Genomic DNA, 21363 nt, shown 5'->3' with positions numbered 1-21363 from the left:
TCTAGCGGATCGTTCCGTTCACCCCTCAAAAACGACGCTTCGTCGCACGGTTTCGACTGTCGATGCATCAAGCATTGCCAAGTAGATATCTGTACAGCACACTGGATCTTTCCGTAGGCATACAGAGAACATCATGAAACTCTTTACCAAGAAGCGGGTGGCGATTGCCGCCGCGTTGATCGTGGTCGGCGGCGCCGCCGCCGCATGGCTGGCCCCGAAAGGCGAGCCGAAGATCCCGCCGTCGAAATACCGCACCGCGGCCGTCGACATGGGCGCCATCAACCAGACCGTCACCGCCACCGGCACCATCAACCCGGTCGCACTGGTGAACGTCGGCTCGCAGGTGTCCGGCACGGTGGTCGAGCTGAATGCGGACTTCAACGACCGCGTCACCAAGGGCCAGGTACTGCTCAAGCTCGACCCGACCATCTTCAACGCCCAGATCCGCCAGTTCGAGGCCAGCCGCGCATCGGCCATCGCCAACCTGAAGCTGGCCGAGGCCAACTACCAGCGCAACGAGAAGCTGGTCACGCAGAACTTCGTCTCCAGCGTGGCGCTCGACCAGAGCCGCCGCGAGATGGACGTCGCGCGCGCCAACGTGCAGCTGTCGCAGGCCCAGCTCGACCGGGCCCGGGCTGACCTGAACAACAGCGTGATCCGCTCGCCGATCGACGGCGTGATCATCAAGCGCACCATCGACCTGGGCCAGACCGTGGCGGCCTCGTTCAACACGCCGAACCTGTTCCAGATCGCGCGCGACCTGACCAAGATGCAGATCGATACCAGCGTGTCGGAAGCCGACGTCGGCGCCCTGAAGGACGGCCTGCCGGCCCGCTTCGTGGTCGACGCCTACCCGGAACGCGAATTCCACGCCACCATGCGCCAGTTCCGCCTGGCCGCCAACGTGGTGCAGAACGTCGTCACCTACAACGTGGTGCTCGACGTCGACAACAAGGACGAGATGCTCAAGCCCGGCATGACGGCCCAGGTGCGCCTGGTGGTGGCCAACCGCCCCAACGTGCTGCGCATCCCGACCACCGCCCTGCGCTTCCAGCTGCCGGAAGAAGAGCAGGAAAAGCTGCGCAAGAAGGAAGCGCAGGCAAGCAAGGACGGCAAGGTTCAGCAGGTGGCGCTCAAGCCGGCGCCGGACGATGACGTGGCCTTCCGCACCGCCAACGAGACGGCGCGCATGTTCAAGGTCTACCGCCTGGACGCGAAGAACCAGCCGCAGCCGGTCGACATCCGCGCCGGCCTGTCGAACTTCCGGTACACCGAAGTGCTGGCTGGCGGCCTGAAGGCGGGCGACCTGGTCGTCACGCGCACGCTGGCAAAACCTGCGGAAGACCAATGAGCGCGCTGATCGACATCCGCGGCGTCACCAAGAGCTACCTCAGCGGCAGCGTCGAGACCCGCGTGCTGCACGGGATCGACCTGCAGGTGGCGCGCGGCGACTTCGTCTCGATCATGGGGCAGTCGGGGTCCGGCAAATCGACCCTGATGAACATCCTCGGCTGCCTCGACCAGGCCACCGGCGGTACCTACCTGCTCGATGGCGTCGACACGCTGTCGCTGTCGCGCGCCCAGCTGGCCGATATCCGCAACCGCAGCATCGGCTTCGTGTTCCAGAGCTTTAACCTCATCAAGCGGATGAGCGTGGCCGAGAACGTGGCGCTGCCGCTGATCTACGGCGGCGCCAGCCGCGCCAAGGCGCATGCGCGCGCATTGCAGGAACTCGAGCGCGTCGGCCTGGACGGCCTGGCCAAGCGTACCCCGAGCCAGCTGTCCGGCGGCCAGCAGCAGCGCGTGGCGATCGCGCGCGCCCTGGCCACCGACCCGCCGCTGCTGCTGGCGGACGAACCGACCGGTAACCTCGACACGCAAACCAGCGACGACATCATGTCCAGCTTCCAGCAACTGAACAAGGAGCGCGGCATCACCATCGTGCTGGTCACCCACGAACCCGACGTGGCGGCCTACAGCCGCCGCCTGGTGCGCCTGAAGGACGGCCGGGTGCTGTACGACGGGCCGGCCGCGGAAGGATTGGGCCAGCTGAACACTGCGCACGCTGAGGTCACCGCATGAACTTCCTCCAGGTTTTGATCGAATCTTTCCGTTCGATGGCGGCCAACCGCCTGCGCACCGCGCTGACCATGCTCGGCATCGTCATCGGCATCGCGTCGGTGGTCCTGCTGCTGGCCATCGGCGACAGCATGCAGCGCTTCATCGGCAAGGAGCTGCAGCAGCTGGGCACCAACATGATCTACGTGTTCCCGGGCGGCGACCGCACCTCCGAGCGCCGCGCGCGCGCCGGGGCGATCCAGTCGATCACCCTTGCCGATGCGGAGGCGCTGAACCAGCTGCCAAGCCTGGTCGGCGCGGCCCCGGCCCTGCAGGGCGGTTTCAAGCTCAGCGCCGGCAACGAGACCGCGAACAGCACCGTACATGGCATCACGCCGGCCATGTTCAAGATCCGCAACTGGAAACTCGACGTGGGCACCATCTTCAGCGAAGCCGACATGCGTTCGTCGGCGCGCATGGTGATCATCGGGCAAAAGGTGGCGGACCAGTTCTTCTACCGGACCGATCCGCTCGGCAAATACATCCGCATCGAGAACGTGGCCTTCCAGGTGATCGGCGTGCTGGCCGGCGAAGGCAAGCAGATCGACGGCGGGAACATCGCGGACATGGTGCTGGTGCCGGGCACGGCGGCCAGCGCGAACCTGATCCGCACGCCCTTCCCCCAGAATGCGCATTACATCGCGGCGCAGGGCAAGCCCGGCATGTCACTCGACGAAGCGGTGGAAGACATCAAGGAAACCCTGCGCGTGCGCCACCGCATCCGCCCCGACGATCCGGACGACTTCCGGGTGGAGAACATCGCTTCGTTCGCGGAGACCGCGGAGACGATCAGCGCCGGCGTCGCCATGCTGCTGGGCCTGATCGGTGCGATTTCCCTGCTCGTGGGCGGCATCGGCATCATGAACATCATGCTGGTGTCGGTCACCGAGCGGACGCGCGAGATCGGCATCCGCATGGCCATCGGTGCAAGGCCGCGGGCGGTGCTGCTGCAGTTCCTGGCGGAGTCCGTGGTGATTTGCGTGGCGGGCGGCCTGGTCGGCGTGGCGATCGCGGCGGGCGGCGCGGCGGCGATTACTTCGACCGGCAAGTTCGACGTGTTCCTGACATTCCAGGGCGTGCTGGTGGCCTGCGGCTTCTCTACGGCGGTGGGGGTGTTCTTCGGGTTTTATCCGGCGCGGCGGGCGTCGCGACTGTTGCCGGTGGATTGCCTGCGCTATGAGTGAGGTGTGCCTGCGGCGGGCCGGCAGCGCCGACATTCCTGCGATGTCGGCGATTCGCCTGTCCGTACGCGAGAACGTGCTGTCGGACCCGGCCCGCGTGACCTTGCAGATGTACGAGGATTATCTCGACAAGGATGGACGAGGGTGGGTTGCGGAGCTGAACGGCGTGATTGTTGCCTTCAGTTATGCCGACCGAAACAATGCCTCGATCTGGGCGCTGTTCGTCAGCCCGCCGCATGAGGGACAGGGACTCGGAAAGGCGCTGCTTTCGCTTGCCGTGAACTGGCTGCTCGAACTCGGCCACACGCGCATCAGGCTACGTACGGCTCCCGGCAGCAGGGCAGACCGCTTTTACCAGACGCTGGGCTGGACGAGAATGCCGGGCCAGGGCGCCGAGGTCGAGTACATGCTCGAGAACTACGATAGAGTCAGCCTGCACGAACGGACATGAATAACACGCTTCATCCATCGACACCACGCTGCGCCGCATTCGCGGCCCTGGCCGTTCTCGCAGCCTTTCCGATATCCAGCGCGCTGGCCGGCAACGTGACCCCAGAAACGGTCAAGGAGCTTGCGCCGATCACGATCAACCGGGCGAAGAATCCCGGCGACCTGCCCTACGTTTATTTCAAGAATAGCCAAGCCCTGCTCCAGTCCTTCCTGCCTGCCGAGCCGCATGTCATTGAAATGCGCTACCGCCTCTCCTTTACCGGGATTACCGGACCGGCGCGCGACGAGTACGTGCCGGATACGTGGTCGATCGCCATCGTCGGGGACACGGTCGATCACACGATTCCAGTAGAGCGCGGCGGATACTTCCTGCTGCCGGAACTGGAGCTGGCGGAGAAGGAAAAAGCCACCGTCATGTTCAATACCCGGACGCGCAAGAGTTACCTCAACGTCGCGTGGAAATTCCGCATTGCAGAAGGACAGACCCTTGCCTATGCGGATTTTGCGAAAGCATTCGAGCAGGTAGCCACCGTGCAGAAGAAAATCCCCTGGTACCGGATTGGCATGCGCGATGAGCGGCTTGCCCGCTTTGACGGACTGAAGGCCTGCTTCCACCCGGGCGAAGGCCGCATCGAGATAGACGGCGCGCCTGCCGTCACGACCAGCCTGGGATCGTGCCAGGTGCTCAGGTTCGACCCGGCCGTAGCGGTGACGGGAAACGCCAGGATTGCCTTCGTCGGCTCGCTCGACATCGTGACGCTCCATGAAATCGATACCTGATGCAATAACAATGTGAGCGTCCCAAGCCGCTCGCCCATACATCAGGCAGGACGCATGCCTCGATACGCAAGCCAACGGGCAGGCCCGCGCCGCAAGTTGGCCAGGCTTTCTGGATGCTCGAGAAACCGCCCGAGCACCCGCTCGTACAAACCCAGGCTGTCGCGGTACTGCTGCTGGCGCATGGCGCTGGGCTTTCTCAGGAACTTCAACACGAAGTAATCCGCCAGCAAGTCCCCCTGCGCCTCCATGTTGTAGTCGGCCAGCGTAGCATCTTCGCGGAGGGTATAGCCATAAGGCAGCCCAAGCCGAAGCGCTCCCCGCAACCTCACCGGATACCCCAACTGATGCTGCCACACATGCACCATCTCATGCATGAACCAGTGGATCGCCGTTGGATCCCCACGCGAATAATCGGGAAGAAAACAGGACCGGTGAAAGTACATGCTGCCGTTCGGCGTCATGCAGCAGTTCTTCGGCTGGAAGGGCATGTAGCGCCGGCCGTGAATACGGACGCGGCTGTAGTCGATGGCGTCGCGGAACAGCAGCGACGCCATCGCGATCTCGTTCTCGGTGAGAGCTCGAGAGCGAGGGCGCTTCATAAAACGCTCGATGGAACGCTCAGCCAGCACGCAGCGCGGCCGCCGCTTTTGCCAGTTCGGTGATGCCGGCCCAGTCGCCGCTAGCGATCAGGTCTTTCGGCGTCAGCCACGAGCCGCCGACGCAGGCCACGTTCTTACAGGCCAGGAACTTCGGCGCGGTCTCGATCGAGATGCCGCCGGTCGGGCAGAAGGTCACGTCCGGCAGCGGGCCGCCGATCGCGTTGAGCATGCCGACGCCGCCCGCCGGCACCGCCGGGAACAGCTTCAACTGCTTGAAGCCCTGCTCGCGCGCCGCCATCACTTCGGATGGGGTCATCACGCCCGGCAGCAGCGGCAGGCCGCTCTTCTTCGCGGCTTCGATCAAGGCAGGGGTCAGGCCCGGCGACACGCCGAACACCGCACCCGCATCGCGCGAGGCTGCGAATTCCTCGGGCTGGGTCAGGGTGCCGACGCCGACGATCGCGCCTTCGACGGCGCTCATGTCGCGGATCGCCTGCAGGCCGTGCTCGGTGCGCAGCGTGACTTCCAGCACGCGGATGCCGCCCGCCACCAGGGCCTTCGCCAGTGGAACGGCGTGGGCCGGGTCGTCGATGGCGATGACAGGGATCACGCTCGCCGAGCGCATGATTTCAAGTAAAGTCATTTCTGCGTCCTAAAGAGATAGTCTTCGTCGGAACCGGGCTGCACTTCGTCGGTCTGGATGCCGTCGTGCAGCGGTACGGTGGTGTCGATCGGCGAGGGCAGCGGGAAGGTCGCCGCGCCCTCTTCGGCCGGGCTGGAGTGGGTACGGAACATCGCGAACAGTTCGCGGCCCATGCCGATATGGCTCTTGGACATGTCGGCGGTCGCCATGCTGCGCGCTGCCCACACGTCGCCAGGCACCAGCGCTTCGAGCGAGCCGGTCGTGGCGTCGACGCGGATGATGTCGCCTTCGCGCACCAGGCCGAGCGGGCCGCCGGCCAGGATCTCGGGCGACACGTGGATCGCCGCCGGCACCTTGCCGGAAGCGCCCGACATGCGGCCGTCGGTCACCATCGCCACCTTGAAGCCGGCGTCCTGCAGGTTCGCCAGGGCCGGGGTCAGCGCGTGCAGTTCCGGCATGCCGTTGGCGCGCGGGCCCTGGAAGCGGATCACGGCCACGAAATCGCGATTCAGGAGGCCGTCCTTGTAGCGCTGCATGAAGTCTTCCTGCGAGTCGAAGGTCAGGGCCGGGGCCTCGATCACATGGTACTCCGACTTGACTGCCGATATCTTCATCACTGCGCGGCCCAGGTTGCCCTGCACCAGCACCATGCCGCCGTTGTTGGAGAAGGGATTGCTGGCCGGGCGCAGCACGGCTTCGTCGCCGCTTTGCGCCGGCGCGTCGCGGAACACGACCTTGCCGTCTTCGCCCAGGAAAGGCTCCTTGCAGTGCGCGCGCAGGCCGCGGCCGAGGATGGTGTTGACGTCCTCGTGGGCCAGGCCGGCATCGAGCAGTTCGCGGATCACGAAGCCCGGGCCGCCGGCGGCCTGGAAGTGGTTGACGTCGGCTTCGCCGTTCGGATAGATGCGGGTGAGCGATGGCACCACTTTCGAGAGCTCGTCGAAGTCGTTCCAGTCGACCACGATGCCCGCGGCGCGCGCGATCGCGATGATGTGCAGGGTGTGGTTGGTCGAGCCGCCGGTCGCGTGCAGCGCGACGATGGCGTTGACGATGCTTTTCTCGTCGACGATGTGACCGATCGGCATGTACTGGCTGCCCTGCTGGGAAATCGCGACCGCCTGGTGCGAAGCGGCGCGGGTCAGGGCGTCGCGCAGCGGCGTGCCCGGCGTGATGAACGCGGAACCCGGCATGTGCAGGCCCATCATCTCCATCAGCATCTGGTTGCTGTTGGCGGTGCCGTAGAAGGTGCAGGTGCCGGCGCCGTGGTAGGAGGCCGATTCGCCTTCGAGCAGTTCCTCGCGGGTGGCTTCGCCTTTGGCGTAGCGCTGGCGGATCGCGGCTTTCTGCTTGTTCGAGATACCGGTGGTCATCGGGCCGCCCGGCACGAAGATGCCCGGGATGTGGCCGAAGTGCAGCGCGCCGATGAGCAGGCCCGGCACGATCTTGTCGCAGATGCCCAGGTACAGGGCCGAGTCGAACATGTTGTGCGACATCGCGACAGCGGTCGCCATGGCGATGGTGTCGCGCGAGAACAGCGACAGCTCCATGCCCGGCTGGCCCTGGGTCACGCCGTCGCACATGGCCGGCACGCCGCCCGCGAACTGGGCCACGGCATCGACTTCGCGCACGGCTTCCTTGATCAGCTGCGGGAAGGTTTCGAAAGGCTGGTGGGCCGACAGCATGTCGTTATACGACGAAACGATGGCCACCGACGGCTTCTTGTATTCCTTCAGCTTGAGCTTGTCGTTGGCGGGGAAGGCGGCGAAACCGTGCGCGAGGTTGGTGCACGACAGCGAGCCGCGCTGCACGCCCTGCACGCGCGCTGCTTCCATATGCGCGAGGTAGGCCGCGCGCGATGGACGGCTTCGCTTGATGATCCGGTTCGTTACCTGTTCGACTACGGGGTGCAGCGCCATGATCGTTCCTTCGTAAATTTAGTAGATGAAATTTTACTACAGATTTGTATGGGATGCAGAAATGGGGTTCCGCCGCGAGGCCGCCTCTTGCAAACGCAGGGGCTGTCGTAGGGTGGGCGGGTTCCCCGCCCACGCGTCCAAATGACGACCGCGCTCCCGAAGAGACATATCAATTACGCATGGGTTCGTTGAACGCGTGGGCGGGAGACCCGCCCACCCTACATTTTTATGTAGTGAATTTACGCACGCATCCTGTATTATTCGCTAATCTGCTATTGACAACATTGTGCCATTAACATTGACCCCATGCGTACGCCAACCTTGACCAGCACCGCCAGCTTCCAGGCTCTTGAAAACCACGCCATCGAGGCCGAGGACTGGGACATGCGCCGCCTGTTCGCCGCCGATCCGCAGCGCTTCGAGCGTCTGTCAGTCGAAGGCGCGGAGCTGTTCCTAGACTATTCAAAAAATCGCCTCGACGGGCGCACGCTTGAACTGCTGGCGGCGCTTGCGCGCGAGCGCGGCGTCGAGGCGCGGCGCGATGCGATGTTTGCCGGCGAACGCATCAACAATACCGAGAACCGCGCCGTCCTGCACACCGCCCTGCGCGCGCCGCGCGGCAGCAAGCTGGTGGTCGACGGCCAGGACGTGAACCTCGATGTTCACGCGGTGCTCGACCGTATCAAGACCTTCACCGATGCGGTGCGCAGCGGCGAGTGGCTCGGCCACAGCGGCAAGCCGATCACGGACATCGTCAACATCGGCATCGGCGGCTCGGACCTGGGCCCCAAGATGGTCGTGCTGGCCCTGCGCCACTACGCCCATCCGCGGCTGCGCATGCATTTCGTCTCCAACGTGGACGGCCACGACATGGACGCCGCCCTGTCCCAGGTCGATCCGGAAACCACACTATTCATCGTCGCCTCGAAAACCTTCACCACGGCCGAGACCATGATGAACGCGCAGACCGCGCGCAGCTGGTTCCTCGAGCGCGCTCCGGAAGAGGCGTTGGCGAAGCACTTTGTCGCAGTGTCGACAAATACCGAGGCCATCAAGACCTTCGGCATCGACCCGGCCAACATGTTCCCGTTCTGGGACTGGGTCGGCGGCCGATACTCCGTGTGGTCGGCGATCGGCCTGTCGGTCGCGCTGGCGGTGGGCTTTGGTTACTTCTCCGATTTCCTCGCCGGCGCCCACGAGATGGACGAGCACTTCCGTACGGCCCCGCTCGAGCAGAACATGCCGATGATCCTGGCCCTGGTCGGCTTCTGGAACCGCGAGTTCCTGGACGCCCACTCGGTCACCATCGCGCCCTACCACCAGGACCTGAACCGTTTCCCGGCCTACCTGCAACAGCTCGACATGGAGAGCAACGGCAAATGCGTCACGCGCGACGGCGAGCCGGTCGACACTCCGACCTGCCCGGCGATCTGGGGCGAACCCGGCACCAACGGCCAGCACGCCTACTTCCAGCTGCTGCACCAGGGCACCGACCTGACGCCGATCGACTTCATCGCCGCGCTGCGTCCCGCTCACGAGATGGAACACCACCATACGGCCCTGCTGGCGAATTGCTTCGCCCAGTCGGAAGCCTTCATGACGGGCAAGACCATCGACGAAGTGCGCGCCGACCTGGGAGCACAAGGCCTGGCGCCGGAAGAAGTCGAGCGCCTGGCGCCGCACAAGACCTTCCCGGGCAACCGCCCGAGCAACACCATCCTGATGGAACGCCTGACGCCGTCCACCCTGGGCGCCCTGATCGCCCTCTACGAGCACAAGACCTTCGTGCAGGGTGTGATCTGGAATGTCAACAGTTTCGACCAGTGGGGCGTTGAACTTGGTAAGGTGCTGGCGAAAAAAATCGAAGCCGAGCTGGCGGGCGAGCCGCAACCGGCTAATCACGACAGCTCCACGAACGGCCTGATCGCCCGCGCAAAGGCCGCCGTCTGAACCTGACATCTCTATTACATGGCAACGGATAAATTTGAAGTGGTGCACGACGCGCCGATGCTCGTCGGCGAAGCAGCAACCTGGCACGAGGTCGAGTCGGCGCTGTACTGGGTGGACATCAACGGCCTCACCGTCAACCGGGTGCACCCCGCAAGCGGCAAGTATTCGTACTGGAAGATGGGTTCGGAGCCGTCGGCGCTGGCCATCGACGGCGACAACAACCTGATCGTATCGACGCGCACCGGCCTGATCTGCCTGAACACCACCAGCGGCAAGGAAACGCCGGTCGCGGACGCGCCCTACGACACCGCCATCGTCCGCTTCAACGATGGCCGCGTGGACCCGGCGGGCCGCTTCTGGATCGGCACCATGTACGAACCGCGCGACAAGCCGGCGGCCGAGATGTACGTGCTCGAACGCGGAAAGCTGCGCCGTGCCTGGGCCGGCGGCATGACCAACTCGAACGGCCTGGCCTGGAGCCTGGACGGCCGCACCATGTTCCATGCCGATACCACCACGCACCGGATCGACTGCTACGATTTCGACCCGGCGACCGGCGTGCAGTCGAACGGGCGCAATCTGCTGACCTTCCCCACCGATAAGTCAGCGCCGGACTATGGCGGCCGTCCGGACGGCGCGACCATCGACAGCGAAGGCGCCTACTGGGTGGCGATGTTCGAAGGCGGGCGCGTGCTGCGCATCGCGCCGTCGGGCGAGATCCTGCGCGAGATCGCGCTGCCGCTGCGCTGCCCCACCTCGCTGGCCTTCGGCGGCTCGGACCTGCGCACGCTCTACATCACCAGCGCCAGCCACGGCCGCTCGGCGCAAGAGCTTGCCCAGTATCCGCTCAGCGGCAAGGTGCTGTCGATCCGTCTCGACGTCGCCGGCCGCGAGGAGCCGGAATACCTTCATCACGGCTGACGTTGCACCGGGCCGGCACTGCCGGCCCGTTTCACAACTGGGCAGCAACCGGGCAATTACGTAGTATATTTTCTTGCAAAGCGAATAATCGTGTAGTAAATTTACACGAACGCTTATCCTTCTCCTTTCAGATATCCCATGGCTCTTTCCGATTTCGATCTCGTTTTCTTTGGCGGCAGCGGCGACCTTGCGATGCGCAAGCTGCTCCCCGCGATGTACGCGCGCGACGTCTGCCACGACCTGCCCGACACGGCGCGCATCGTTTGCGTCGGCCGCGACGATTTTTCGCAGGAAGACTTCCTGCGCTTCATCGAAAAGAACTCGAAACCGCACATCAAGGAAACGCCGGTCGAGGCGACCTGGGCACGCTTCCTCAAGCGCATCGTCTACGTGGCCCTGAACGCCACCGACGTCACGACTTTCGGCCCGCTGGTCGAGGCCCTGCGCAAGGACGAGGGCCTGACCCGCGTCTACTACCTCGCGACGCCGCCGCATCTGTTCGCGACTATCTGCGACAACCTGGCCGAAACCAGCCTGGTCACGCCCAACTCGCGCGTGGTGCTGGAAAAGCCCTTGGGGCGCGACCTTGCGTCGGCCAAGCAGATCAACCTGGATGTCGGCAAGGTGTTCCTTGAAACGCAGATCTACCGGATCGACCACTATCTTGGCAAGGAGACCGTGCAGAACCTGCTGGCCCTGCGCTTCGGGAACATCCTGTTCGAGCCGCTGTGGCGCCGCGAGTGGATCTCGGACGTACAGATCACCATCGCCGAGAAGATCGGCGTCGGCAACCGCCTCGGCTACTACGACACCTCGGGCGCGCTGCGCGACATGCTCCAGAACCACCTGCTGCAGCTGCTGTGCATCGTGGCGATGGAGCCGCCCACCTCGATCGCGCCGGACGCCGTGCGCGACGCCAAGCTGCAGGTACTGCGGTCGCTGAAGCGGTTTACCCCGACCACGCTGTCGCAGAACATCGTGCGCGGCCAGTACCGCGCCGGCCACATCGACGGCCAGCAGGTGCCGGGCTACCGCGACGAACCGGAGGCGCCAAAAGGCTCGAAGACCGAGACTTTTGTTGCCATGAAGGCCGAGATCGACACCTGGCGCTGGGCCGGCGTGCCCTTCTACCTGCGCACCGGCAAGCGCATGGCCGACCGCCTGGCCGAGATCGTGGTGCGCTTCAAGCCGATTCCGCATTCGATCTTCAACCAGCCGACCAACAGCTTCCAGCCCAACAGCCTGGTGATCCGCCTGCAGCCGGACGAAGGCCTGTCGATGAACCTGATGGCCAAGACCCCGGGCGACTCGATGCGCCTGAAGCAGGCCGAGCTCGAGCTCGATTTCCGCGAACAGTTCACCAGCCCGCGCATGGAAGCCTACGAGCGCCTGCTGGTCGACGTGCTGCGCGGCCAGCTGACCCTGTTCATGCGCGGCGACGAGCTCGAAGCCGCGTGGGAATGGGTCGAGCCGATCCTGGCGCATTGGGAACAGGACGACAGCGCGCCGGTACCCTACACGTCGGGTACCTGGGGCCCTGCCGCCTCGAGCGCGCTGATCGGGCGCGACGGGCTGCAGTGGCGCGAAGAAGTCCTCCCCGAAGATTAAGCGTCCATTACGATCATGCTGCTCGACTCCATCCGCACCCAGCTCGATTCGCTCTCGAAATCCGAGCGCAAGGTGGCGCTCGCCGTACTGGCCGCGCCATCCAGCGTGGTCAGCCAGAACATCACGGCCCTGGCGAAGAACGCCCAGGTGTCCGAGCCGACCGTGGTGCGCTTCTGCCGCACGCTCGGCTACGACGGCTGGCACGAGTTCAAGCTCAAGCTGGCGCAGGGCCTGGCGCTGGCGCTGCCGGGCGCGAACGAGCAACCGGCGCCGGACGACCTGGCGGCCGACCTGGTGAACAAGATCTGCAGCCGCTCGATCAACACCCTGCTCGACCTGCGCAACAACCTCAAGCCCGAACTGGTGCAGAAGGCGCTCGACATCCTGTCGCGCGCCAACAAGATCGAGTTCTACGGCCAGGGCTCGTCGGGTTTTGTCGCCTGCGACGCCCAGCACAAGTTCTTCCGCTCGGGCGTGCCGACAGTGGCGTATACCGACCCGGCGATCCATTCGATCGCGGCGGCGCTGCTGCGCCAGGGCGACGCGGTGGTGGCGATTTCGCAGCGCGGCAACAATCCGGCGCTCACCCGCTCGGCCAAGCTGGCGCGCCGCGGCGGGGCCGACGTGATCGTGCTGGCGCCCTCGGGTACGCCGCTGGCGGAAATCGCCACGCTGTTCATCCCGATCGACCTGGTGTTTGCGATCGACCCCTATACCCCGATCTCGGCGCGGCTGGCCTACCTGGTGGTGATCGACGTGCTGGCGGTAGGGCTGGCGCTGCAGCGCGGGCCGGAGTTCCGCAAGAAAATGCAGAACGCGCAGAAGGCGCTGCAGGAATTCGACATGCAGTTCGATTCCTTCATTGGCTAGGGCGGACGCCCCCAACCCGCCACAGGTGTAAAATACCCGGTTTCCATAGCACTCCCGGGTACCGCAATGCACATCAATCCCGAACGCAGCTCCCGCCCCGACTACGCCCTGCTGGTGCGCCAGGTCGAGAGCGTCCTCGAAGGCGAACGCAACCTGATGGCGAATGCCGCGCAGTTCTCCGCCCTCGTCTATGACACCCTCGCCGACCTGAACTGGGCCGGCTTCTACTTCACCGTCCCGGCCCGCAAGGGCGACGGCCAGGACCTGCTGGTCGGCGCCTTCCAGGGCAAGCCGGCCTGCGCCCGCATTCCCTTCGGGCGCGGCGTCTGCGGGACCAGCGCGGTCGAGCGCAAGACCATCGTCGTGCCGGACGTGCACGCCTTCCCGGGCCACATCGCCTGCGATTCGGCGTCCGCGTCCGAAATCGTGATTCCGGTGATCAAGGATGGCGAACTGCTGGGCGTGTTCGACATCGACAGCCCCGTACCTGGCCGCTTCTCGGATGAAGACCGCGCCGGCCTGGAAGACATGCTCGCCGCCTTCATCGACGGCACCGATTTTTCGTAATTCGTAGGGTGGGCAAGTCCCTTGCCCACGCGTTCAACTGCAGCGTGCGCGGTCGCACAAAAGCCGGTTGAACGCGTGGGCAGGAAACCCGCCCACCCTACGAAACCAACTTTTCCTCTGGATTTCTCGCCATGAACCAACTCGAACAGCTCAAGCAGTACACCACCGTGGTCGCCGACACCGGCGACTTCCAGTCGATCAAGGCCTACGCGCCGCAGGATGCGACCACCAACCCGTCGCTGATCCTGAAGGCCGTGCAGAAGCCGGAATACCGCCCGCTGCTGGAAAAAGCCATTGCCGACGCGCCGCACGCGACGGTCGATGAAATCGTCGACAACCTGCTGATCGGTTTCGGCGTCGAAATCCTGAAGTACGTGCCGGGCCGCGTCTCGACCGAGATCGATGCCGCCCTCTCCTTCGACACCGAAGCAACGGTCGCGAAAGGCCGCGAGCTGATCGCCCTGTACGAAAAGGCGGGCGTGTCGCGCGAGCGCGTCCTGATCAAGATCGCGTCGACCTGGGAAGGCATCCGTGCCGCCGAGATCCTGGAAAAGGACGGCATCCACTGCAACCTGACCCTGCTGTTCTCGCTGTGCCAGGCCATCGCCTGCGCCGAAGCCGGCGTGCAGCTGATCTCGCCTTTCGTCGGCCGCATCTACGACTGGTACAAGAAATCGAGCGGTCTTGAGTACCAGGGCGCCGACGATCCGGGCGTGCAGTCGGTCAAGCGCATCTACCAGTACTACCGCAAGTTCGGCTACAAGACCGAAGTGATGGGCGCGAGCTTCCGCAATACCTCGCAGATCCAGGAACTGGCCGGCTGCGACCTCTTGACCATCTCGCCGGACCTGCTGCAGAAGCTGGCCGACAGCGACGCGCCGCTGGAGCGCAAGCTGAGCGCGGACGCGAATGCGGCGAACGCCGATATCCAGAAGATCGCCATCGACGAAAAGACCTTCCGCTTCATGCTCAATGAAGACGCGATGGGCACGGAGAAGCTGGCCGAAGGCATCCGCGCCTTCGTGGCCGACTCGATCAAGCTGAAGAAGATGATCGAAGAGATGAAGAAGTAAAAAGAAAACGCGCCTTCGAGGCGCGTTTTTCATATCAGGCGGCCCGCAAGCCGTCCAGGTAGGTATCGATCACCGTCCCGCCCAGCTCCTGCAGGTCAAACCAGGTCGGCTCGAAGATCCAGTTGCGGATCAGCCCATCGATCATGATCCAGCCGCCCTGGGCGGCCGCCAGCGTGGTCACGCCCGGGCGCAGCATGCCCTTCTCCTGCGCCTGCTTCAGGTGCGCTTCCATGCGGTCCTGCCACAGGCCGATCGATTCGCGCCGGCGCGCGCGCACCGAATCCACCTCGTCGATGAATTCCGTCTTCAGGGTGGCAATCTCGAACACGCGGCGCGCCTTGTCGTCTTCCACCACGATGCGCAGCACCGTCATCATGTCGTCGCGCAGGCACAGCAAGGGGTCCTTGACGTCGCGCTGGCTGTCGAGCTGCTGCATCGCCTCGTCCATCGGCATCTTGGCACGGTCGAACATGGCGTTGAACAGCGCGCCCTTGTCCAGGAAATGCCAATAGATTGCACCGCGCGTCACGCCCGCAGCGCTCGCAATATGTTGTAAAGTTGTTCTCGAAACCCCTTGTTCCGCGAACAATTTTTCTGCAGCGTCCAGGATGCTGTCGCGGGTCGCCGCAGCCTCCGCCTTGGTTTTACGTGCCATTTTTTTCGTGCTCTCCCATTTGAAGGGGCGCTCCAGCAATAAACATACAGCCGTGATAGTATATAAAACTGTCCCCAAAAGCCAGTAACAATTCGTGTGCGGCCGAAGCTGCGGCGAATATTGAAACAACAATGAGAAGGAAGCATACGTAATGCGCTCAGAACACTCCTCCCTGTCCCTGACTCGCATCGCCGCCGGCACCCTGGTTGCGATCGCCCTGCTGTCGGGCTGTGGCAAGAAAGATGCCCCGGCCGCCGGCGCGCCGGGCGGCGGCATGCCGGCGCCGGAAGTCGGCGTCATCACCACCAAGTACGAACCGGTCGCGCTGCTGACCGAACTGCCGGCGCGCGCCGAGCCGGTCCGTACCGCCCAGGTCCGTGCGCGCGTGGACGGCGTGGTGCTCAAGCGCCTGTTCACCGAAGGCAGCGAAGTCAAGCAGGGCCAGTCCCTGTTCCAGATCGATCCGGCCCCGTACCAGGCGCGCCTCGCCGCAGCCCAGGCCGACGTCGGCAGCGCCCAGGCGACCCTGAACCAGGCCACGTCCCAGGCCGAGCGCTACAAGCCGCTGGTGGAAGCGAACGCCATCAGCAAGCAGGAATACACCAACGCCGTGGCCGCGCAGAAGCAGGCGGAAGCCGCCGTGGCGGCTGCCAAGGCCCAGGTGCGCATTGCCCAGATCAATACCGGTTATGCCAACGTGTATGCGCCGATCTCGGGCCGCATCGGCCGCGCGCTGGTGACCGAAGGCGCGCTGGTATCGAGCACCCAGGCCACCGAAATGGCGCTGATCCAGCAGACCAACCCGATGTACCTGAACATCACGCAGTCCGCCAGCGAACTGCAGCGCCTGCGCAAGCAGGCCGGCGGCGGCGGCAAGAACGCCCCGGTCAGCGTGATCCTGGACGACGGCACCGAAATGGCCGCCCGCGGCAGCCTGCAGTTCTCGGACATCACCGTCGACCCGGGCACCGGCCAGGTCACCCTGCGCGCCACGGTGCCGAATCCCGACAACGCCCTGCTGCCGGGCCAGTACGTGCGCGTGCGCCTGGCGCAGGCCGAGATCCCGAACGGGATCGTGGTGCCGCAGCAGGCAGTCACCCGTGGCGGCCCGCAGGGCGATACCCTGATGGTCGTCGGCGCGGACAACAAGCCGGCCCAGCGCACCGTCAAGATCGGCTCGCAGCAAGGTTCCAGCTGGATCGTCACCGAAGGCCTGAAGGAAGGCGAACGCGTGATGGTCGACGGCTTCCAGAAGCTGCAGATGCTGCCGCCGGGTACCCCGGTGAAGGCCGTGCCATGGACTTCGACGGCAGCGGGCACGCAGGCGCCTGCCACCGCCGCCGCCCCTGCCGCAGGCACCAGTGGCCGATAAGCGCCGCTAAGCGCCGCAAGAAAAGAACAGGAATACTTCAATGGCACGTTTTTTTATTGACCGCCCCATTTTTGCCTGGGTGATCGCGCTGTTCATCATGGTGATCGGCGCGGTTTCGATCACCCAGCTGCCGATCGCCCAGTATCCGAACGTGGCTCCGCCATCGATCGTGATCAACGCCGCCTATCCGGGCGCCTCGGCACAGACCCTGGAAGACTCGGTCATCTCCGTCATCGAACGCGAGATGAACGGCTCGCCGGGGCTCGTCTACATGGAATCGAGCAGCACCGCCAACGGCAGCGGCTCGATCACCCTGACCTTTGAAACCGGCACCAACCCCGAGCTCGCCCAGGTGGACGTCCAGAACCGCCTGTCGCGCGCGTCCCCGCGCCTGCCGGCGGCGGTGAACCAGCAGGGCGTGCGCGTCGACAAGGTGCGCGCCAACTTCCTGCTGTTTACCATCCTCTCGTCCGACGATCCGAAGTGGGACCCGATCGCGCTGGGCGACTACGCCTCGCGCACCGTGCTGCCCGAGATCCAGCGCATCAAGGGCGTGGGTACCGCGCAGCTGTTCGGCACCGAGCGCGCCATGCGCGTCTGGATCGACCCGGCCAAGCTGGTGGGCCTGCGCCTGTCGCCGGCGGATGTGAACAACGCGATCCGCAGCCAGAACGCCCAGGTGGCCTCGGGCACCATCGGCGAACTGCCGCTGGCCCAGGGCCAGGAAATCACCGCGACCGTGGTGGTGACCGGCCAGCTCTCCACCGTCGAGCAGTTCGGCAACATCGTGCTGCGCGCGAACCCGGACGGCTCGACCGTCCGCCTGAAGGACGTGGCCCGCATCGAGATCGGCGCCCAGGGCTACGGCACCTCGGCGCGCCTGAACGGCAAGCCGTCCACCGGTATCGGCGTGCAGCTCGCGCCATCGGGCAACGCGCTGGAAACGGCGCGCCTGGTGCGCGAGCGCATGGATGAACTGTCGAAGTTCTTCCCGGCCGGCGTCAAGGCCACCGTGCCGTTCGACAGCTCGAAATTCATCGACATCTCGATCGAGCAGGTGCTGCATACCCTGGTCGAGGCGCTGGTGCTGGTGTTCCTGGTGATGTACCTGTTCCTGCAGAACTTCCGCTACACGATCATCCCGACCATCGTGGTCCCGGTGGCGCTGCTCGGCTCACTGGGCACGCTGCTGGCGCTGGGCTATTCGATCAACGTGCTGACCATGTTCGGCATGGTGCTGGTGATCGGTATCGTGGTCGACGATGCGATCGTGGTCGTCGAGAACGTCGAGCGCATCATGAGCGAGGAAGGCCTGCCGCCGCTGCAGGCGACCCGCAAGGCCATGGGCCAGATCTCGGGCGCCATCATCGGCGTGACCGTGGTGCTGATGTCGGTGTTCGTGCCGCTGGCCTTCTTCGGCGGCGCGGTGGGTAACATCTACCGCCAGTTCTCGGTGGTCATGGTGTCGTCGATCGCCTTCTCGGCCTTCCTGGCGCTGTCGCTGACGCCGGCGCTGTGCGCGCACTTCCTGAAGCCGGTCGAAGCCGGTCACCACCACGAGAAGCGCGGCTTCTTCGGCTGGTTCAACCGCCGCTTCGGCAAGACCGCCAAGGGCTACGAAGGCTGGGTCGGCAAGTTGATTCGCCATTCCGGCCGTGCGCTGGTGGCCTTCGTGCTGGTCTGCGGCCTGGTCGCGCTGTTCTTCACCCGCATGCCGAGCTCGTTCCTGCCGAACGAAGACCAGGGCTACGTGATCGCCAACGTGCAGCTGCCGCCGGGCGCCACGCTGGAGCGCACCAACGAAGTGATGCGCACCGCCGAAGCCTTCATCATGAAGCAGCCGGAAGTGGCCAACATGGTCAGCGTACTGGGCTTCTCGTTCTCGGGCGCCGGCCAGAACATGGCGCTGGCCTTCATCCCGCTGAAGGACTGGAGCGAGCGCAAGGCCGAGGGTTCGGACGCCGGCTCGGTGGCCAATCGCATCATCGGCGGCCTGTCCGGCGTGCGCGATGCCTTCATCTTCGCGCTGTCGCCGCCGCCGATTCCCGAACTGGGACGCGGCACCGGTTTCAGCTTCCGCCTGCAGGACCGCGGCGGCAACGGTCACAACGCCCTGCTGGCGGCACGCAACCAGCTGCTCGGCATGGCGGCGCAAAGCCCGGTCCTGGCCGGCGTGCGTCCGGAAGGCCTGGAAGACGCGCCGCAGGTCATGCTCGACATCGACCGCGACAAGGCGCAGGCGCTGGGCGTGAGCTTCGATGCGATCAACACCGCGATCTCGACCTCGCTCGGCTCGAGCTACGTGAACGATTTCCCGAACGCCGGCCGCCTGCAGCGCGTGGTGGTGCAGGCCGATGCGAAAGACCGCATGCAGCCGGACGACCTGCTGCGCCTGAACGCCCTCAATGCCCAGGGCCAGCCGGTGCCGCTGTCCTCGTTCGCGTCGACCAAATGGGTCACCGGCCCAATGCAGACGCTGCGCTACAACGGCTATCCGGCGATGAGCATCTCGGGCGACGCCAAGCCGGGTTATTCGACCGGCGACGCGCTGGCCGAGATGGAGAAGCTGGCGGGCCAGCTGCCGGCCGGCTTCGCCTTCGAATGGACCGGCCAGTCGCGCGAAGAACAGCTCTCGGGCGGCACCATGGGCATCCTGATGGCCTTCTCGCTGCTGGCGATTTTCCTGGCCCTGGCGGCGTTGTATGAAAGCTGGACCATTCCGGTGTCGGTGCTGCTGGTGGTGCCGTTTGGTATCCTCGGTGCGGTGCTGGCGGCGCTGATGCGCGGCTATCCGAACGACGTGTACTTCAAGATCGGCCTGGTGACCATCGTCGGTCTGGCGGCGAAGAACGCGGTCCTGATCATCGAATTCGCGAAGGACCTGCAGGCGCAGGGCAAGTCGCCGATGGACGCGGCGATCGAGGCGGCGCACCTGCGCTTCCGCCCGATCATCATGACCTCGCTGGCCTTCATCCTCGGCGTGCTGCCGCTGGTGATCGCGGGCGGCGCCGGCTCTGCTTCGCAGCGCGCGATCGGTACGGGCGTGATGGGCGGTATGATTACGGCTTCCACGCTGGGCGTGCTGTTCGTGCCGATGTTCTTCGTGGTGGTCCGCAAGCTGTTCAAGGGCCGCAAGCCTCAACCGCACGAGCACGCGCATGAAGTCATTGTTGAACCGGCAGTCGAAGGAACGAAACCATGATTGAGACGATGAATACACTGACCCGGTTGACACCCCTGGCACTGGCGCTGACGCTGGCAGGCTGCATGTCGCTGGCGCCGAAGTACGAGCGCCCGCAAGCGCCGGTGGCCGACGCATTTCCCGAACTGGCCAAGGCGGCCAGCGCACCGGCCGCCCAGGTGGCCAACGAGGCGCCGTCCACGATCGCCTGGCAGCGCTTCTTCCCGGACGCGCGCCTGCGCGGCCTGATCGAGCAGGCGCTGGTCAATAACCGCGACCTGCGCGTCTCGATCGCCAACATCGAGCAGGCGCGGGCGCAATACCGCATCACCCGCGCCGACCGCCTGCCGACGGTGGGCCTGGGCGTCAGCGGCTCGCGCCAGACCACCGGCGAGGACCAGCCGATCAACAGCGTCTACCAGGCCGGCCTGTCGGTTTCAAGCTTCGAGCTGGACCTGTTCGGCCGCGTGCGCAACCTGTCGCAAGCCGCATTGTCGCAGTACCTGGCGACCGAAGAAGCGCGCAAGTCGGCGCAGATCAGCCTGGTCTCGTCGGTGGCCAATGTCTACCTGCAGGTACTGGCCGACGAAGAGCTGCTGGCGATCACCCGGCAGACCCTGGGCACACGCCAGGAATCGCTGCGCCTGATCCAGCTGCGCTTCGACAACGGCGTGGCCTCGCGCATCGAGGTGCAGCAGGCGCGTTCGCTGGTGGAAACCGCACTGGCCACGCTCGCGTCCCAGCAGCGCCAGCGCGCGCAGGATCTCAACCTGCTGACCCTGCTGGTAGGCGCCCCGGTGGCGCCGACCGCGATTGCCGGCGCCACGCTGGCGACCACCGAGCTGCCCGACCTGCCGGCCGGACTTCCTTCGGATCTACTGGCCAGCCGCCCGGACATCCGCGCGGCCGAGCAGCAGCTGATCGCGGCCAACGCCAACATCGGTGCGGCACGCGCCAACTTCTTCCCGCGCATCACCCTGACGGGCAGCGTGGGCAGCGCCAGCACCGAGCTCTCCGGCCTGTTCAACAGCGGCTCGTACGGCTGGACCTTCGCACCACAGGCGATCCTGCCGATCTTCGACTACGGCCGCAACACCGCCGTGCTGGGCTCGGCCCGCGCCGGGCGCGACATCGCGGTGGCGCAGTACGAACGCGCGATCCAGACCGCGTTCCGCGAAGTGGCGGATGCGCTGGCGGGGCAGTCGACCCTCAGCGAGCAACTGCGTGCGCAGCGCGCGGTGGCCGAGGCCGAGGCGGACCGCTTCAACCTGGCCGACCTGCGCTACCGTAATGGCGTGTCCGACTATCTCGAACTGCTGGACGCCCAGCGCACCCTGTTCCAGTCCCAGCTGCTGGCGGTGAACGCCAACCTGCAGCGCCTGCAGAACCAGGTGACGCTGTACAGCGTGCTGGGCGGCGGCTGGACCGAGCCCGTCACGCCGGTGGCGGTGCGCTGAGCTGTCGTCTGCTCCCTTGAAA

Annotated in this window: 18 protein-coding genes; 14 read left to right on the top strand and 4 right to left on the bottom strand. The window is 65.3% G+C overall.

The genetic code is table 11. From position 1 onward, the window contains the following. The first annotated feature begins 133 nt into the window (after window positions 1-133). From AC56LU_RS08615 to AC56LU_RS08595, 5 genes are read left to right on the top strand one after another with little or no spacing between them, the layout of a single operon-like run. Window positions 134-1351: an efflux RND transporter periplasmic adaptor subunit gene (locus tag AC56LU_RS08615; RefSeq protein WP_497175178.1), complete on the top strand. Its 1218-nt coding sequence runs from the start codon at window positions 134-136 to the stop codon at window positions 1349-1351. Next, window positions 1348-2082, top strand: coding sequence for an ABC transporter ATP-binding protein (locus AC56LU_RS08610; RefSeq protein WP_497175177.1), 735 nt, complete (start codon window positions 1348-1350; stop codon window positions 2080-2082). The genes AC56LU_RS08615 and AC56LU_RS08610 overlap by 4 nt, the downstream gene beginning before the upstream one ends. Further along, the gene (locus AC56LU_RS08605; RefSeq protein WP_497175176.1) at window positions 2079-3302 is read left to right on the top strand and encodes an ABC transporter permease; all 1224 of its coding nucleotides are present in this window, start codon (window positions 2079-2081) and stop codon (window positions 3300-3302) included. Before AC56LU_RS08610 ends, AC56LU_RS08605 begins: the two co-directional genes overlap by 4 nt. Then, the gene (locus tag AC56LU_RS08600; protein ID WP_497175175.1) at window positions 3295-3750 is read left to right on the top strand and encodes a GNAT family N-acetyltransferase; all 456 of its coding nucleotides are present in this window, start codon (window positions 3295-3297) and stop codon (window positions 3748-3750) included. Before AC56LU_RS08605 ends, AC56LU_RS08600 begins: the two co-directional genes overlap by 8 nt. Beyond that, the gene (locus AC56LU_RS08595; protein WP_497175174.1) at window positions 3747-4529 is read left to right on the top strand and encodes a hypothetical protein; all 783 of its coding nucleotides are present in this window, start codon (window positions 3747-3749) and stop codon (window positions 4527-4529) included. The genes AC56LU_RS08600 and AC56LU_RS08595 overlap by 4 nt, the downstream gene beginning before the upstream one ends. 41 nt (window positions 4530-4570) lie before the next feature. On the opposite strand, the gene AC56LU_RS08590 is transcribed toward AC56LU_RS08595, so the two are convergent. The 3 genes from AC56LU_RS08590 to edd form a co-directional block, all read right to left on the bottom strand. Further along, entirely contained in the window at window positions 4571-5083 is a 513-nt protein-coding gene (locus tag AC56LU_RS08590; protein WP_497175173.1) for a Rhs element Vgr protein, read from the bottom strand. 64 nt (window positions 5084-5147) lie between these two features. Continuing rightward, the gene (gene eda, locus AC56LU_RS08585) at window positions 5148-5771 is read right to left on the bottom strand and encodes a bifunctional 4-hydroxy-2-oxoglutarate aldolase/2-dehydro-3-deoxy-phosphogluconate aldolase (RefSeq protein ID WP_497175172.1); all 624 of its coding nucleotides are present in this window, start codon (window positions 5769-5771) and stop codon (window positions 5148-5150) included. Beyond that, a complete protein-coding gene (edd, locus tag AC56LU_RS08580; protein WP_497175171.1) occupies window positions 5768-7687 on the bottom strand; it encodes a phosphogluconate dehydratase in 1920 nt (639 codons plus the stop codon). Before edd ends, eda begins: the two co-directional genes overlap by 4 nt. Before the next feature lie 306 nt (window positions 7688-7993). Between edd and pgi the strand changes: the two genes are divergently transcribed. From pgi to tal, 6 genes are all read left to right on the top strand, one after another. Next, on the top strand, window positions 7994-9637 hold the full coding sequence (pgi, locus tag AC56LU_RS08575) for a glucose-6-phosphate isomerase (protein WP_497175170.1): 1644 nt from the start codon (window positions 7994-7996) through the stop codon (window positions 9635-9637). A gap of 18 nt (window positions 9638-9655) precedes the next feature. Then, the gene (locus AC56LU_RS08570) at window positions 9656-10558 is read left to right on the top strand and encodes an SMP-30/gluconolactonase/LRE family protein (RefSeq protein WP_497175169.1); all 903 of its coding nucleotides are present in this window, start codon (window positions 9656-9658) and stop codon (window positions 10556-10558) included. Between the two features lie 138 nt (window positions 10559-10696). Beyond that, the gene (zwf, locus tag AC56LU_RS08565) at window positions 10697-12166 is read left to right on the top strand and encodes a glucose-6-phosphate dehydrogenase (RefSeq protein WP_497175168.1); all 1470 of its coding nucleotides are present in this window, start codon (window positions 10697-10699) and stop codon (window positions 12164-12166) included. Window positions 12167-12181: 15 nt separating this feature from the next. Next, window positions 12182-13036: an SIS domain-containing protein gene (locus AC56LU_RS08560; RefSeq protein ID WP_497175167.1), complete on the top strand. Its 855-nt coding sequence runs from the start codon at window positions 12182-12184 to the stop codon at window positions 13034-13036. A gap of 66 nt (window positions 13037-13102) precedes the next feature. Beyond that, window positions 13103-13603 carry a GAF domain-containing protein gene (locus AC56LU_RS08555; RefSeq protein WP_497175166.1) on the top strand — a complete coding sequence of 167 codons (501 nt, stop codon included), beginning with the start codon at window positions 13103-13105 and terminating at the stop codon, window positions 13601-13603. A gap of 131 nt (window positions 13604-13734) precedes the next feature. Then, on the top strand, window positions 13735-14676 hold the full coding sequence (gene tal, locus AC56LU_RS08550) for a transaldolase (RefSeq protein WP_497175165.1): 942 nt from the start codon (window positions 13735-13737) through the stop codon (window positions 14674-14676). A gap of 34 nt (window positions 14677-14710) precedes the next feature. On the opposite strand, the gene AC56LU_RS08545 is transcribed toward tal, so the two are convergent. Next, complete coding sequence (locus AC56LU_RS08545) at window positions 14711-15331, bottom strand: TetR family transcriptional regulator (RefSeq protein WP_497175164.1); 621 nt, start codon at window positions 15329-15331, stop codon at window positions 14711-14713. 151 nt (window positions 15332-15482) lie between these two features. Between AC56LU_RS08545 and AC56LU_RS08540 the strand changes: the two genes are divergently transcribed. From AC56LU_RS08540 to AC56LU_RS08530, 3 genes are read left to right on the top strand one after another with little or no spacing between them, the layout of a single operon-like run. Beyond that, window positions 15483-16703, top strand: coding sequence for an efflux RND transporter periplasmic adaptor subunit (locus AC56LU_RS08540; protein ID WP_497175163.1), 1221 nt, complete (start codon window positions 15483-15485; stop codon window positions 16701-16703). A 40-nt stretch (window positions 16704-16743) separates the two neighbouring features. Further along, window positions 16744-19905, top strand: a complete 3162-nt coding sequence (locus AC56LU_RS08535) for an efflux RND transporter permease subunit (protein WP_497175162.1) — start codon at window positions 16744-16746, stop codon at window positions 19903-19905. After that, window positions 19902-21341 carry an efflux transporter outer membrane subunit gene (locus AC56LU_RS08530; protein WP_497175161.1) on the top strand — a complete coding sequence of 480 codons (1440 nt, stop codon included), beginning with the start codon at window positions 19902-19904 and terminating at the stop codon, window positions 21339-21341. Before AC56LU_RS08535 ends, AC56LU_RS08530 begins: the two co-directional genes overlap by 4 nt. Window positions 21342-21363 lie beyond the last annotated feature (22 nt).

It is taken from the genome of Telluria sp. PB2R4 (assembly GCF_059685695.1).
This window is presented reverse-complemented; position numbering and strand designations above follow the sequence as displayed.

What these genes read in the sequence shown, in the direction of transcription:
- eda (WP_497175172.1), bottom strand. Translation starts at nt 5,771, where the DNA reads ATGACTTTACTTGAAATCATGCGCTCGGCGAGCGTGATCCCTGTCATC.
- zwf (WP_497175168.1), top strand. Translation starts at nt 10,697, where the DNA reads ATGGCTCTTTCCGATTTCGATCTCGTTTTCTTTGGCGGCAGCGGCGAC.
- AC56LU_RS08590 (WP_497175173.1), bottom strand. Translation starts at nt 5,083, where the DNA reads ATGGCGTCGCTGCTGTTCCGCGACGCCATCGACTACAGCCGCGTCCGT.
- AC56LU_RS08610 (WP_497175177.1), top strand. Translation starts at nt 1,348, where the DNA reads ATGAGCGCGCTGATCGACATCCGCGGCGTCACCAAGAGCTACCTCAGC.
- AC56LU_RS08615 (WP_497175178.1), top strand. Translation starts at nt 134, where the DNA reads ATGAAACTCTTTACCAAGAAGCGGGTGGCGATTGCCGCCGCGTTGATC.
- AC56LU_RS08570 (WP_497175169.1), top strand. Translation starts at nt 9,656, where the DNA reads ATGGCAACGGATAAATTTGAAGTGGTGCACGACGCGCCGATGCTCGTC.
- AC56LU_RS08555 (WP_497175166.1), top strand. Translation starts at nt 13,103, where the DNA reads ATGCACATCAATCCCGAACGCAGCTCCCGCCCCGACTACGCCCTGCTG.
- AC56LU_RS08545 (WP_497175164.1), bottom strand. Translation starts at nt 15,331, where the DNA reads ATGGCACGTAAAACCAAGGCGGAGGCTGCGGCGACCCGCGACAGCATC.
- AC56LU_RS08600 (WP_497175175.1), top strand. Translation starts at nt 3,295, where the DNA reads ATGAGTGAGGTGTGCCTGCGGCGGGCCGGCAGCGCCGACATTCCTGCG.
- AC56LU_RS08535 (WP_497175162.1), top strand. Translation starts at nt 16,744, where the DNA reads ATGGCACGTTTTTTTATTGACCGCCCCATTTTTGCCTGGGTGATCGCG.
- AC56LU_RS08560 (WP_497175167.1), top strand. Translation starts at nt 12,182, where the DNA reads ATGCTGCTCGACTCCATCCGCACCCAGCTCGATTCGCTCTCGAAATCC.
- AC56LU_RS08605 (WP_497175176.1), top strand. Translation starts at nt 2,079, where the DNA reads ATGAACTTCCTCCAGGTTTTGATCGAATCTTTCCGTTCGATGGCGGCC.
- AC56LU_RS08595 (WP_497175174.1), top strand. Translation starts at nt 3,747, where the DNA reads ATGAATAACACGCTTCATCCATCGACACCACGCTGCGCCGCATTCGCG.
- tal (WP_497175165.1), top strand. Translation starts at nt 13,735, where the DNA reads ATGAACCAACTCGAACAGCTCAAGCAGTACACCACCGTGGTCGCCGAC.
- pgi (WP_497175170.1), top strand. Translation starts at nt 7,994, where the DNA reads ATGCGTACGCCAACCTTGACCAGCACCGCCAGCTTCCAGGCTCTTGAA.
- edd (WP_497175171.1), bottom strand. Translation starts at nt 7,687, where the DNA reads ATGGCGCTGCACCCCGTAGTCGAACAGGTAACGAACCGGATCATCAAG.
- AC56LU_RS08530 (WP_497175161.1), top strand. Translation starts at nt 19,902, where the DNA reads ATGATTGAGACGATGAATACACTGACCCGGTTGACACCCCTGGCACTG.
- AC56LU_RS08540 (WP_497175163.1), top strand. Translation starts at nt 15,483, where the DNA reads ATGCGCTCAGAACACTCCTCCCTGTCCCTGACTCGCATCGCCGCCGGC.